This is a genomic window from Lacisediminimonas sp., from assembly GCF_030645335.1.
GTDB lineage: Bacteria > Pseudomonadota > Gammaproteobacteria > Burkholderiales > Burkholderiaceae_D > Lacisediminimonas.
In genome coordinates this window covers 1-12865 of sequence record NZ_JAUSNH010000132.1, presented here as the reverse complement: position 1 = coordinate 12865, position 12865 = coordinate 1, and the positions used below count along the sequence as shown (strand labels likewise).

Annotated in this window: 13 protein-coding genes; 4 read left to right on the top strand and 9 right to left on the bottom strand. The window is 62.2% G+C overall.

Annotation, left to right across the window (positions count from 1 at the left end):
* The coding region (locus tag Q7T64_RS09620; protein WP_304794938.1) for an ABC transporter permease at positions 1–1255 on the top strand (1255 nt) is incomplete at its 5' end.
* A gap of 63 nt (positions 1256–1318) precedes the next feature.
* Here Q7T64_RS09620 and Q7T64_RS09615 read toward each other — a convergent pair.
* From Q7T64_RS09615 to yjgA, 3 genes are read right to left on the bottom strand one after another with little or no spacing between them, the layout of a single operon-like run.
* Positions 1319–1996, bottom strand: a complete 678-nt coding sequence (locus tag Q7T64_RS09615; RefSeq protein WP_304794936.1) for an alpha/beta hydrolase — start codon at positions 1994–1996, stop codon at positions 1319–1321.
* Positions 1993–2622 carry a molybdopterin adenylyltransferase gene (gene mog, locus Q7T64_RS09610; RefSeq protein WP_304794934.1) on the bottom strand — a complete coding sequence of 210 codons (630 nt, stop codon included), beginning with the start codon at positions 2620–2622 and terminating at the stop codon, positions 1993–1995. Before mog ends, Q7T64_RS09615 begins: the two co-directional genes overlap by 4 nt.
* Positions 2619–3233, bottom strand: coding sequence for a ribosome biogenesis factor YjgA (yjgA, locus tag Q7T64_RS09605; protein ID WP_304794932.1), 615 nt, complete (start codon positions 3231–3233; stop codon positions 2619–2621). Before yjgA ends, mog begins: the two co-directional genes overlap by 4 nt.
* A 120-nt stretch (positions 3234–3353) precedes the next feature.
* Here yjgA and pmbA point away from each other — a divergent pair, with 120 nt between their 5' ends.
* A complete protein-coding gene (gene pmbA, locus Q7T64_RS09600) occupies positions 3354–4721 on the top strand; it encodes a metalloprotease PmbA (protein WP_304794930.1) in 1368 nt (455 codons plus the stop codon).
* Between the two features lie 172 nt (positions 4722–4893).
* On the opposite strand, the gene Q7T64_RS09595 is transcribed toward pmbA, so the two are convergent.
* From Q7T64_RS09595 to argH, 3 genes are all read right to left on the bottom strand, one after another.
* Positions 4894–6618, bottom strand: coding sequence for a TRAP transporter large permease subunit (locus Q7T64_RS09595; protein ID WP_304794928.1), 1725 nt, complete (start codon positions 6616–6618; stop codon positions 4894–4896).
* A 13-nt stretch (positions 6619–6631) separates the two neighbouring features.
* Positions 6632–7216 (bottom strand): TRAP transporter small permease subunit, encoded by a 585-nt coding sequence (locus Q7T64_RS09590; protein WP_304794925.1) that lies wholly within the window; start codon positions 7214–7216, stop codon positions 6632–6634.
* Positions 7217–7393: 177 nt separating this feature from the next.
* Positions 7394–8806: an argininosuccinate lyase gene (gene argH, locus Q7T64_RS09585; protein WP_304794923.1), complete on the bottom strand. Its 1413-nt coding sequence runs from the start codon at positions 8804–8806 to the stop codon at positions 7394–7396.
* Positions 8807–8994: 188 nt separating this feature from the next.
* Here argH and Q7T64_RS09580 point away from each other — a divergent pair, with 188 nt between their 5' ends.
* Positions 8995–10026 (top strand): sensor histidine kinase, encoded by a 1032-nt coding sequence (locus tag Q7T64_RS09580; protein WP_304794920.1) that lies wholly within the window; start codon positions 8995–8997, stop codon positions 10024–10026.
* Positions 10023–10784 carry a LytTR family DNA-binding domain-containing protein gene (locus Q7T64_RS09575; RefSeq protein ID WP_304794918.1) on the top strand — a complete coding sequence of 254 codons (762 nt, stop codon included), beginning with the start codon at positions 10023–10025 and terminating at the stop codon, positions 10782–10784. The genes Q7T64_RS09580 and Q7T64_RS09575 overlap by 4 nt, the downstream gene beginning before the upstream one ends.
* 15 nt (positions 10785–10799) lie before the next feature.
* On the opposite strand, the gene Q7T64_RS09570 is transcribed toward Q7T64_RS09575, so the two are convergent.
* The 3 genes from Q7T64_RS09570 to Q7T64_RS09560 all read right to left on the bottom strand — a co-directional run.
* Complete coding sequence (locus Q7T64_RS09570; protein ID WP_304794915.1) at positions 10800–11498, bottom strand: metal-dependent hydrolase; 699 nt, start codon at positions 11496–11498, stop codon at positions 10800–10802.
* 50 nt (positions 11499–11548) lie between these two features.
* Positions 11549–11839 carry a DUF427 domain-containing protein gene (locus Q7T64_RS09565; protein ID WP_304794913.1) on the bottom strand — a complete coding sequence of 97 codons (291 nt, stop codon included), beginning with the start codon at positions 11837–11839 and terminating at the stop codon, positions 11549–11551.
* Positions 11840–11852: 13 nt separating this feature from the next.
* Positions 11853–12865 (bottom strand): phosphoenolpyruvate carboxylase (locus tag Q7T64_RS09560; RefSeq protein WP_304794911.1); only part of this gene is annotated, 1013 nt, incomplete at its 5' end.

Genomic DNA, 12865 nt, shown 5'->3' with positions numbered 1-12865 from the left:
AGCCGGCAACCTGACGCTGGGCGCATTGGCGGCAGGCGGCTTTGTCGCCGGCTTGCTGGTGTTTGCACTGGCCGGCTGGTCGGGCGTGCGCTTGCTGCGCTTCATCCGCAACCTGTCGTCTTCGCCGAGCTGGCGCTTTGCCATTACCGCCTTGCAGCGACGTCCGGCCGGCACGGTGGTGCAGATCGTCGCGCTGTCGCTGGGCCTGATGGCCTTGCTGTTGCTGACCGTGATACGCGGCGACCTGGTGGCGGCCTGGCGCGGCGCCACGCCGGCCGATGCGCCAAATCATTTCATCATCAATATCCAGCCGGACCAGCGCGAAGCCGTGGCCCGGCAGTTGCTTGAAAATGGTGTCACCAAGCCGGTGCTGTATCCGATGATCCGGGGCCGACTGGTGCGCATCAATGAGCGCGACGTCAGCCGTTCCGACTATGTGGACGACCGGGCGCAACGGCTGGTCGAGCGCGAATTCAACCTCTCGACCATGCGCGACCTGCCGTCGCAAAACGAAGTGGTGCAGGGGCGCTGGTATGACGACGCCAAACCGGAAGCCTCGGTCGAGGTGGGGCTGGCGCGCACCCTGGGGCTGAAGCTGGGCGATCGCATCACCTTCGACATCGCCGGCCAGAATGTGGAAGCCAGCGTCACCAGCTTGCGCAAGCTGGAATGGGGATCGATGCGGGTCAATTTTTTCGTGATCCTGAATCCGGCGTTGATGGCCGATACGCCGCAAACCTTCATCACCGCATTTCGCCTGCCGGACGAACGGCCGGGATTACCCAATGCCTTGTCGCGCGACTTTCCCAACCTGACCGTGGTCGATGTGGGCAGCGTCTTGCGCCAGGTGCAGGCGGTGATTGACCAGGTGGTCGCGGCAGTCGAGTTCCTGTTCCTGTTCACGCTGGCCTCCGGCGTGCTGGTGCTGTATGCGGCGATGGCCGGTTCGCAAGACGAGCGCATGCGCGAAGCAGCGCTGCTGCGGGCTCTGGGCGCGACCCGCTCGCAATTGTCGCGCTCGCAATGGATAGAGTTTGCGCTGGTGGGCATGCTGGCCGGATTGCTGGCGGCATTGGGCGCCACCGCAGTGGGCTGGTCGCTGGCGACTTATCTGTTCGACTTTGCGTGGCGCTTTACGCCCACCGCGTGGATCGCCGGGCTGGTAGCCGGCATGCTGTGCGCGTTGATTGGCGGTTGGGCGGGCTTGCGCAATGTATTGCGCCAGCCACCCTTGCAAACGCTCAGGGAAGCCTGAGCCGGGCCTGAGGGCTGAGGGCCAGCCCGCGGCGTCGGGCGCGGCCTGGACCCTCGGCTTTGCTTAGCCGAGCAGTTTCTGGAACCAGCGGCCAATGTCCCCGATTTCTTCAGGGCAGACCGAGTGCGGCATGGCGTAATCGTGCCATTCGACGGTATAGCCGAGCGAACGCAGCAGGTCGCGCGACTTCTCGGCGCGATCGATCGGAATGACCGGGTCCATCCGGCCATGCGCCATGAAAATCGGGGTTTCCTGGTTGACCGGATGACTTTCGGCGGCAATCGTCGCAAACAGCGGCAGGTAACCCGACAGGCACAACATGCCGCCCAATTTTTCGGGATGGCGCAAGCCTGTCTGCAAGGTCATCGCACACCCCTGGGAGAATCCGGCCAGGATGATACGCTTGGCCGGAATGCCGCGCGATATCTCGCGCTGTATCAGCATTTCCACTGCCCGCTGCGACGCGCGCAAGCCGCTCTCGTCTTCGGTGCGGGCAATTTCGGTGCCCATGATGTCGTACCAGGCACGCATCACGTAACCGCCGTTGATGGTGACCGGCATGGTGGGCGCATGCGGGAAGATGAAACGGATTCCGGGGCAGCCGCGCAAATCGAGTTCATGCACGATGGGCACGAAGTCGGAACCGTCGGCGCCCAGGCCATGCAGCCAGATCACGGCAACGGCAGGGTTCGGCTGGGTTTCAAGCTCGATTGCCTCAAGCAGGCTAGGGTTTGTACTCATGGTGTTGGTGTGGTCTTGTTGCGGATGGCTGATTTTGGGCGAAAGACTTTGCACACGGCCTCATCGGTCTCGACATACGGTCCGCCGATCAGGTCGATGCAGTAGGGAACGGCCGCGAAGATGCCGCCGACAATGCTCTTGCCGTCAGCGTCTTTCAGGCCTTCCAGTGTTTCCCGGATCGATTTTGGCTGCCCCGGCAGGTTCATGATCAGGGCGGCATGGTTTGGCGTCTCGCGGATTACTGCGACCTGGCGCGACAGGATCGCGGTCGGCACGAAATGCAGGCTGATCTGCCGCATCTGTTCGCCGAATCCCGGCATTTCCTTGGTCGCGACTGCCAGCGTGGCCTCCGGCGTCACATCGCGCCGCGCCGGACCGGTGCCGCCGGTGGTTACCACCAGGTCGCAGCCGACCTGGTCGACCAGCTCGACCAGCGCTTGCGAAATGGCGGCGGCTTCGTCGGGTATCAGCCGGGTTTCCATCCGCCACGGGCTGGTCAGGGCGCGGCTGAACCAGTCCTGCAGGGCCGGAATGCCCTGGTCCTGGTAGACGCCGGTGGAAGCGCGATCCGAGATCGACACCAGGCCGATCAGCAATTCATCGGGGCTCGTGCGGCTGTTGCTCATGCTTTGTCGTCGCTGTCTTGCCCGTCACTGTCGGTGTCGCCTTCCTGCTGGCTGCCTTCCTGGCCAGCGTCCGGCTTTTGCAGTTGCTTGAGCAACTGGAAAATCTCGCGGTAGGCTTTCGGCGGTTTGTTCTCGGCCTGCTCGCGGCGCGCGTTGCGGATCATGGTGCGCACCTGCTGCATGTCGATCTGGGGATACTTTTCGCGCAGCGCAGTCAGGGCGGCGTCGTCGGCCACCAGGCGGTCGCGCCAGCGTTCCAGCGCGTGCAGCGCAGCGGTTTCTGATTTGGAGGCCCCCCGCCAGCTGTCGAGGGTCTTGCGGATCACCGCGACTTCCTCTTCTTCCAGGCCGCGCATGCGCTTGCCGACATATTGCATCTGCCGGCGGCGCCCTTCGTGGTCCTTGATCTGCTGGCACGCGAGGATGGCGTCCCTGACATCTTCGGGCATAGGCACCCGCAAGACGCGGTCGCCCGGCTCGTTGACGAGTTCTTCGCCGAGCTTTTGCAGCGCGGTCATGTCGCGCTTCAATTGTGATTTCGAGGGCCGGTCGTACTGCTGTTCAAACTCGTTCGACTGGAACCCGGTGTTACCGCGGTTTGCGTTGGGCATGATGTAAGTGGACACAGGCCATCAGCCTGGGCAATGCAAATTTATATGGCTGCTATCATAACCGGTTTAGGCAGTGACCAGAACGCTGCCGTCCCAACGAGCCCGAATCCACGAGAACCAATGAACGACGCCACCAACTTCAGCTATACGCCGGACCAGTTGAAACAAATCGCACAGGATGTACTGCGTTTCGCCAGGGAAAAAGGCGCGACCGACGCAGCAGTCGACATCAACGAGGGCAATGGCCTGTCGGTGACGGTGCGCAAGGGCAAGATAGAAACCATCGAACAAAACAAGGACAAGGGCATGGGCGTGACGGTCCTGCTCGGTGACCACGGCTCGATCAGGCGCGGCAATGCCAGCACCTCGGATTTCTCCCGCAAGTCGCTGCAGGACACGGTGGAGGCGGCCTACAACATTGCGCGCTTCACTGCGGCCGACGATTGCGCCGGCTTGCCCGACGAAGACATGCTGGAACGCAATCCGCGCGACCTGGCCCTGTGCCATCCGTGGCTGCTGTCCGCGGACGAGGCCGTCAGGATCGCCAGTCGTTGCGAAGCGGCCGCGTTTGCGGTCGACCGGCGCGTCACCAATAGTGAGGGCGCCAGCGTTTATGCCCAGCAGTCGCACTTCATTACCGCCAATACCCGTGATTTCATGGGCGGCTATCCGTTTTCGCGGCATAGCATCTCGGTGGCGCCGATTGCCGGGCGCGGCGGCAACATGCAGCGCGACGACTGGTACACGTCGGATCGCAGTCCAGACCGGCTGGCCGAACCGGAAGCGGTCGGCCGTTATGCGGCGCAGCGCGCGCTGGCCCGGCTCAACGCCCGCAAGCTGAGCACCCGCAAATGCGCGGTGCTGTTTGAAGCGCCGCTGGCGGCCGGTTTGCTCGGTGCGTTCGTGCAGGCGGTGTCAGGCGGCGCCTTGTACCGCAAATCGACCTTCCTGGTCGATTCGCTCGGCAAGCCGGTGTTTGCCGACCATATCCAGGTCACTGAAGATCCGCATGTGCCCGGCGCAGTGGGTTCGGCGCCATTCGACGAGGAGGGCGTGCGCACCCAGAAGCGCGATGTGGTGCGCGATGGCGTCGTGCAGGGCTATTTCCTGTCGACCTACTCCGCCCGCAAGCTCGGCATGAAAACCACCGGCAACGCCGGCGGATCGCATAACCTGGTGCTGCGCTCGACGCTGGCTACGCCGGCCGATAATTTCAAGGCCATGCTCAAGCGGCTCGGGACCGGCCTGCTGGTGACCGAATTGATGGGGCAGGGCGTGAACTACGTCACCGGCGACTATTCGCGCGGCGCATCCGGTTACTGGGTCGAGAAGGGTGAAATCCAGTATCCGGTCGAAGAAATCACCATCGCCGGCAACCTCAAGGACATGTTCCGCCAGATCGTCAGCATCGGCGCGGATGCGATCAATCGCGGTACCAAGCAGACCGGCTCGATACTGATTGAAAGCATGACGATAGCCGGTAACTAGGCTGCGGTCCGGGTGCTGCCAGACAAGGCGATTTGTGCCACGATATTCGCGCCTTGATCAGGTCCGGTCAGGGTCATTTCACTGGATAAGCAGTGTTCAGCGTTTGCTGAAATAAAAAAACCGCACGGCGTTGACGTGCGGTTTTTTTACATCGGGTGCTGATCTCGCTGGGTTATTTCTTGCCGGCGTCCTTCGAGAAATTCAATACCGGTTCTTCCGACGCCGGCATTTCCGGTATTTCCGGCAGCTTCAAGCCCCCCTCGGTGTCTGGCAGTTTCAATCCGCCCTCGGTTCCGCCGGGCGCATCGGTAGATCCGTCGTGTTGCGGAATGTCGATCTTGAGTTCGATGTTTTCCTTCATGTTCACCGGCTTTTCGATGTACACGATTTTCGGGAAAGCGATGATCAGGCTGACCATGATCACCTGGATCACCACGAACGGCACCGCGCCCCAGTAGATGTCACTGGTCTTGACTTCTTTGGGTGCAACCGAGCGCAGGTAGAACAAGGCAAAGCCGAATGGCGGATGCATGAACGAGGTCTGCATGTTCACGCTGAGCAGCACACCGAACCAGATCAGGTCGATGCCGAGCTTTTCAGCGACCGGCCCGACCAGCGGCACCAGGATGAAGGCCAACTCGAAGAAGTCGAGGAAGAAAGCCAATCCGAAGAACAGGATATTGACCACGATCAGGAAGCCCATCGCGCCGCCCGGAAGCGATGTCAGCAAATGCTCGACCCACAGGTCGCCGTTCACAGCGCGGAACACCAGCCCGAATACCGACGAGCCGATCAGGATGAACATCACGAAACAGGACAGCCGCGTGGTCGAACCCATCGCTTGCTTGAGCAGGTCAAAGGTCAGGCGCCGGTTCATGACGGCCAGGATCAGCGCGCCCATGGCGCCCATGCCGCCACCTTCGGTCGGGGTGGCAATGCCGACGAAAATCGTGCCCAGCACCAGGAAAATCAGCGCCAGCGGCGGCATCAGCACGAATACGACCTTTTCGGCCATGCGCGACAGTAATCCGATCTTCAGGCTGCGGTTGAGATAGGCGAGCGTGAATGCAAAGGCCATCCCCACCGCCATTGAGTAGACGATGATTTCATCGGTCGCAGCAGCCGGATGTCCGCTGATGTACCAGCGCGCAAAACCGGTCGACAAGGCGACAGTGCCCAGCACCAGGAACAGCAGCGACACGGCGCCGCTATTGCCATTGGGCTCACGCAGGTTGCGCGCCTCCAGTGGCAGTGCGGGAACCGCTGCCGGCCGGAAGATGGACAAGGCCAGCACATAGCCGCAGTACATTGCCGTGAGCAGGAGGCCCGGAACAAAGGCCGCCTTGTACATGTCGCCGACGGAACGGCCGAGCTGGTCGGCCATCACGATCAGCACCAGCGACGGCGGGATGATCTGCGCCAGCGTGCCGGAAGCGGCAATCACGCCCGACGCCAGCCGTTTGTCGTAGCCATAGCGCAGCATCACCGGCAGGGAAATCAGGCCCATCGAGATGACCGACGCGGCGACCACGCCGGTAGTGGCCGCCAGCAGCGCGCCGACGAAAATCACGGCATAGGCGACGCCGCCCCGGATCGGCCCGAACAACTGGCCAATGGTGTCGAGCAGATCCTCGGCCATGCCGGAGCGTTCCAGGATCAGCCCCATGAAGGTAAAGAATGGAATGGCCAATAGCGTGTCGTTGGCCATGATGCCGAACAGCCGGTTTGGCAGCGCTTGCAACAGTTCCGGCTTGAGCAGCCCGAGTTCTATGCCGAGCAAGCCGAAAAACAGGCCATTGGCGCCGAGTGCAAAGGCAACCGGAAAACCCGAGAGCAGGAACACAACCAGCGCCACGAACATGATCGGCGCGATATTGGCGATGAGGAATTCAGTCATGATGGTCGTGCGTTCAGTTCAGTTTGTTGGCGGACTTGATCGCATTGATCTCATCCTCCGGTGTGGGCGCCTGTTTCTCGAATGCGCTGGCGTCGACACGGCCAACAAGGAAACCGATGCGCTTGATCAGTTCCGATATGCCCTGCAAGGTCAGCAAGGCAAAGCCGATCGGTATCATGATTTTTGCCGGCCACAGGATCAGCCCGCCCGAGTTGCTCGACATTTCCTGGCTGCTGATTGACACCATTGCGTAAGGGATGGCGTCATAGAGGATCAGGATCGTCATGGGCAACAGGAAGAATACGAAGCCCAACAGGTCGATCCAGACCTGCGTGCGCTTGGACAGGCGGCCGACGATGACGTCGATGCGTACATGCTCGTTGCGGCGCAGCGTGTAAGACGCGCCCATCAGGAACATCAGCGAAAACAGGTACCACTGGATTTCCAGCCAGCCGTTGGAACTCATGTTGAATGCGTAACGGATCAACGCGTTGCCGCTGCAGATGATGACGGCTGCCAGCAGCGCCCAGCCAACGGCCAGGCCGATCTTTTCATTGATCGCATCAATCCATTTCGAGATCGAGAGTAGGAACGACAAAATAAACTCCAGTATTCAGGCGCGTTGCATGGGCCAGGCCATCGGCTCTTGGGAAACGCCGCGGAATGCTCTCCGGGGCGAGGCGCTAGTGTATGTCAAATCAACTTTATGCCCGATAAAAATTTGCATAGAAGCAACTAGTGGTTTATGCGTAGTCAGGCGCGGGCCTGGCCCCGCTTAGCCATGCGCCGGGTCCGGACCCAATTGCAGCCTGGCCTGGGCAATCGCCCGGCGTACCTGCGCTGGCGCCGTGCCGCCAATGTGGTCGCGCGCCGCCACGGAACCTTCCAGCGTCAGGACGGCAAACACATCGGCTTCGATCAGCGTCGAGAACTGGCGCAATTGTTCCAGCGACAAGTCGGCCAGGTCGCATTTGGCATCGTCGCAGGCACGCACTGCGCGCGCCACGGCTTCGTGGGCGTCGCGAAAGGCCATGCCTTTCTTGACCAGGTAATCAGCCAGGTCGGTGGCTGTCGCATAACCCTGCAGCGCTGCGGCGCGCATGGCCTCGGGCTTGACTGTGATACCGCGCGCCATGTCGGCAAAGATGCGCAGCGTGTCGATCACGGTGTCGGCAGTGTCGAACAGCGGCTCCTTGTCCTCCTGGTTGTCCTTGTTATAGGCCAGCGGCTGGCCCTTCATCAGCGTGAGCAAGGCAATCAGGTGGCCGTTGACGCGGCCGGTCTTGCCGCGCGCAAGTTCGGGCACATCGGGGTTCTTCTTTTGCGGCATGATCGACGAACCGGTGCAGAAGCGATCGGCGATGTCGATGAAGCCGACCCGCGGACTCATCCAGATCACCAATTCTTCCGACATGCGCGACACATGGGTCATCACCAGCGCGGCGGCGGCGCAGAATTCGATGGCGAAGTCGCGGTCGGATACGGCGTCCAGCGAATTGCGGCACACCTCGTCAAAGCCCAGGGTGCGGGCCACGAGTTCGCGGTCGATCGGAAAGGTGGTGCCGGCCAGCGCGGCGGCGCCCAGCGGCAAGCGGTTGACGCGGCGGCGGCAGTCCTGCATGCGCTCCGCATCGCGCCCGAACATTTCCACATAGGCCAGCATGTGGTGGCCAAACGTCACCGGCTGCGCCACTTGCATGTGGGTGAAGCCGGGGAGTATGGTGTCGGCATGCTGTTCGGCCAGGTCGACCAGCGCCACGCGCAAGTCGCGCAGCAGCACCAGGATGTCGTCGATTGCCGCGCGCAGCCAGAGACGGATGTCGGTCGCTACCTGGTCGTTGCGCGAGCGTCCGGTATGCAGGCGCTTGCCGGCGTCGCCGACCAGTTCGGTCAGGCGCTTCTCGATATTCAGGTGCACGTCTTCCAGGTCGAGCAGCCATTCGAACTGTCCGGCGTCGATTTCGCTTTTGATCTGCGCCATGCCACGCTGGATGTCAGCCAGGTCGGTGCTGGTAATGATGGCCTGTTTGGCCAGCATGTCGGCATGCGCCAGTGAGCCCTGGATGTCAACGTGCGCAAGCCGCTTGTCGAAAAATACCGACGCGGTGTAGCGTTTGACCAAATCCGAGACTGGTTCAGAGAAGCGAGCTGACCATGCCTCGCTTTTTTTGGAGAGTTGTGCTGTCATAATTCAATCCCGTGGAATGGCCGGATTATAAAGCAAGCGGGCGCGCCGACCGGACGATCTGGCCAGTGTCGCTGTTTTCAAGCGCAGATGCGGGGGCTGCTGATTGCCGGACTCAATGGTCCCTTTTTCATTTCATCCCATCCCATCCCATCTGATCGAACCACGCAACAGCAACCATCCTCCCGCGCATGCCTCCCACTGCCCGCCCCGGCCTTGCCCCTGACACCGTCGTATTGCCCGATTGCTGCAACATGGGGGTGGTGCTGCGCGCGTTGCTGGTCGTCAATGCAGCAATGCTGGCAGCGTCCATCGCGTGGACGGCGGACTTGCGCGCGGCATTGCAGGCATTCACCGACAGTGCTGTCGTTGTGGAACTGTCAACCATGTTGTCCTTGTTATTGTTGTGCGCGCTGCGCAGCAGTGCTGGCGCTGCACCGGCCTGGCTGCAGCGCCTGGCCAGCGCGGCGGTGCCGGCGGCCGTGACGGCGGCCGTGATCTGGCTGATGGCGCGCAGCTTCGACACGACCGCCAGCGGTATATGGGCGGGCGCACTGGTGGCGGCGGTGCTGGGCGCAGCGCTCCAGCATTACTTTGCGTTGCGCATGCGCGCCTATTCGCCAGCCCTGGCCGAAGCGCACCTGCAGGCGCTGCAGGCGCGCATCCGGCCCCATTTCCTGTTCAATAGCCTCAATGCGGTGCTGTCGCTGATCCGCACACAGCCGCGCGTTGCCGAAACGGCATTGGAGGACTTGTCCGACCTGCTGCGCGTGTTGATACGCGATGCGCGTGAAATGTCGACTCTGGAAGAGGAGATCGGCCTGTGCCGGCAATACCTGGCAATTGAATCGCTGCGATTGGGCGAGCGCCTGCAACTGGACTGGGACTTGCAGCAAGTCGACGAAGAAACCCGGCGCACGGCGCGGGTTCCGGCGCTGCTGTTGCAGCCGCTGCTGGAAAACGCCGTCCATCACGGCGTCGAGCCAAGCAGCACACCGGTGCTGATCCGGATCGGCATGCGGCGGCTGCTGGAGCGGATCGAGATCACGATTGCCAATCCGCTGCATGCAGAAGTCCAGCCGGGCGGCAACCACATGGCGCTGTCCAATATCCGCGAACGGCTGGCCTTGTTGTATGACGTCGAGGGGGAGTTGTCGACAGTCGCGGCCGACGGGCAGTTTGTCGTGCGCTTGCGCTTTCCTTACCAGCGGCGCTCGTCATGAGCGGATCGATCCCGCGCATCCTGATCGTCGATGACGAAGCGCCGGCGCGCGCGCGCATGAAGACCTTGTTGGCGGATATCGCCGAAACCTGCGCGCACCAATTGGCCGGCGAGGCAGCCGATGCCCGGCAGGCACTCGCGCTGGCGGCCAGCACCCAGGCCGACCTGATCTTGCTCGATGTGCAAATGCCTGGCATGGACGGCCTGGAGCTGGCCCGGCAACTGCGCCGGCAAGCGCATGCGCCCGCGATCATCTTCATCACCGCGCATGACGAGTTTGCCTTGCAGGCTTTCGAGGTGGAGGCGCTGGGCTACCTGCTCAAGCCGGTGCGGGCCGAACGGCTGGCGCAGGCGATCCGGCGGGCGGTCGACTTGCGTGGCGCGGCGTACGCCGTGGCGCGGCAGTTCACGGTGCAGGAGAAGGGCCGGGTGTTGCTGGTGCCAGCGGACCAGGTCGTGTTCCTGAAGGCTGAACAGAAGTACGTGAGCCTGCACACCGCCGATGCGGAGTACCTGATCGAGTCGTCACTGCAGTCGATCGAGGACGAAATGCCGGAGCTGTTCGTGCGCGTGCATCGCAATGCCCTGGTGGCGCGCAATGCAGTGGTGGGCGTGGAGAAGGGGCTGCCCGATGCGCACGATGATCCTGCGGACAAGGAATCGTGGCTGGTGATATTGCGAGGGACGGACGAAAGGCTGCCGGTTTCGCGGCGGCAGTGGCCGGCGTTGAAGGCACTGATGACGCGTGGCGGGGACTGATACTCGTTCTCGCGGCTATTGGCCTTCGGTTTGCCATGCAAGGTCCGCACCGGAACCAGCACCGGAGGCGGGACGGCGATGACGGTCTACCCAGTAAGCCCAGGCCACCAGCAGCCATTGCGCTTGCCCGACCCACACCAGCGCCGCAGTGCCCGGCGGTGGCGGGCCAAATGCATTGGCGACATGGACCAGCACAAGGAAGCCCACGAGCGCCCACAGCGCCCATTTGCCTGTGTGGTCAATCGATTTGGTCGATCGCAGGTACAGGTACAGGCCCACAGCAAATATCCCTAGCTCGATCGCCATCGACGCCACCGGAGACGACCAGATACCGAGACCGGCCAATTGCGCGCTGCCGGGGTACAGCGGCAGGTCGGGGTAATGCACAATGGAGTCAAGGATCCAATGGCTGATGACGGCTGCGGCAAGCACCAGGGCGCCGCGCAGATTGTGTCGAAAGCGGTAATGCACGACGCCCACGAGCGCCGCCCACACGAGGACCATCAGCAAGCTGTGTGAAATCGGGTAGTGCACGAAATCCAGTGGCGGCCCCTGGGAAATCCGGGTATTGATTTCGACCCGTTCTATCCCGAGCAAGAGCAATGTCGGCCACAGAAGATCGATGAATTGGGCCGCCAGGAAAAGCGAACCCAGTGACACTTTCGGCGCCGTCGCCTTGGCGCCGAACGCCAATCCGAAATGGCCTATGAACATGTCAGCCCCTCTGGAAACGACGCAATTACAGTGACGTGTGGCCTACATGATCAGTCGACAACCTGCACGCCGCGCCAAAACGCAATCCGCCCGGCTATCTCTATGGCCGCATCCTTTGGCGCGGGGTAATACCAGGCCGCATCCTTGTTCAGCTCGCCATCCACCACCAGGTCGTAATAGCTGGCAGTTCCCTTCCAGCCGCAGACGGTCTGCTTGTCGCTACTGCGCAAAAACGCCGCATCGACCGCATCTGCAGGAAAATACATATTCCCCTCGACCAGCACGACCTGATCCGCAGGCGCTTGCGCAATGACCGTGTCTTTCCAGATCGCTTTAGGCATGTTCGGCAACTCCTTATCCTGTATTGCGCAGACCCGCCGCAACACCATTGATCGACAAATGAATCCCTCGGTAAACCCGGTCCTCGCCTTTGCCGGCAGCCAGCGCATTGGCGCGCGCCCGCTTGATCAACTCCACTTGCAGATGGTTCAGCGGATCAAGATAAGCCAGTCGATTCTTGATCGATTGCGCCAATACCGGATTGCCGGTCAGTCGTTCCTTTTGCCCCGTCACCAGGATCAGGCAGGCCAGCGTTTGCTGGTGCTCGGCGCTGATGCGCCGGAAAATCTGTTGTCGTAGCTTGCGATCCGTCACCAATGACGCATAGCGCGACGCCACCGCCAGGTCGGTCTTGGCCAGCACCATGTCCATGTTGGAGATCAGCGCCGCGAAAAATGGCCAGTCGCGCGACATGGCGCGCAGCAGCGCGGCGCGCTTGCTGCGCTGCGCCGGACCAGCCTCGTCCAGCCACTCGGAAACGGCGGCGCCGAAGCCGTACCATCCCGGCAGCAACAAACGGCATTGCCCCCACGAGAAACTCCAGGGAATGGCGCGCAAGTCTTCGATCCGGCGCGTGGCCTTGCGGCTCGCCGGACGCGAGCCGATATTGAGCATTGCAATCTCGGCAATCGGGGTCGAGTCGAAGAAGTAGTCGGCGAAGCCGGGCGTTTCGTAGACCAGGTTGCGGTAGGCAGCATAGGCTTTTGCCGACAGCGCGGCCATCACTTCTTCGAATTGGCGCAGGCGTTTTTTGGCGCGGCTGTCCAGGCTGGCATTGAGCAGGCTCGCTTCCAGCGTGGCCGCGACCAGCAGTTCGAGGTTGCGGCGGCCGATATCGGCGTTGGAGAACTTCGATGCGATGATTTCGCCCTGCTCGGTCAGGCGGATCTGGCCGTTGACGGTGCCGGGCGGCTGCGCCAGGATCGCGTCGTAGCTCGGGCCGCCGCCACGGCCCACGGTGCCGCCACGGCCATGGAACAGGCGCAGCTTGACGTCGGCATCGGCGAACACGCGCACCAGCTGGACTT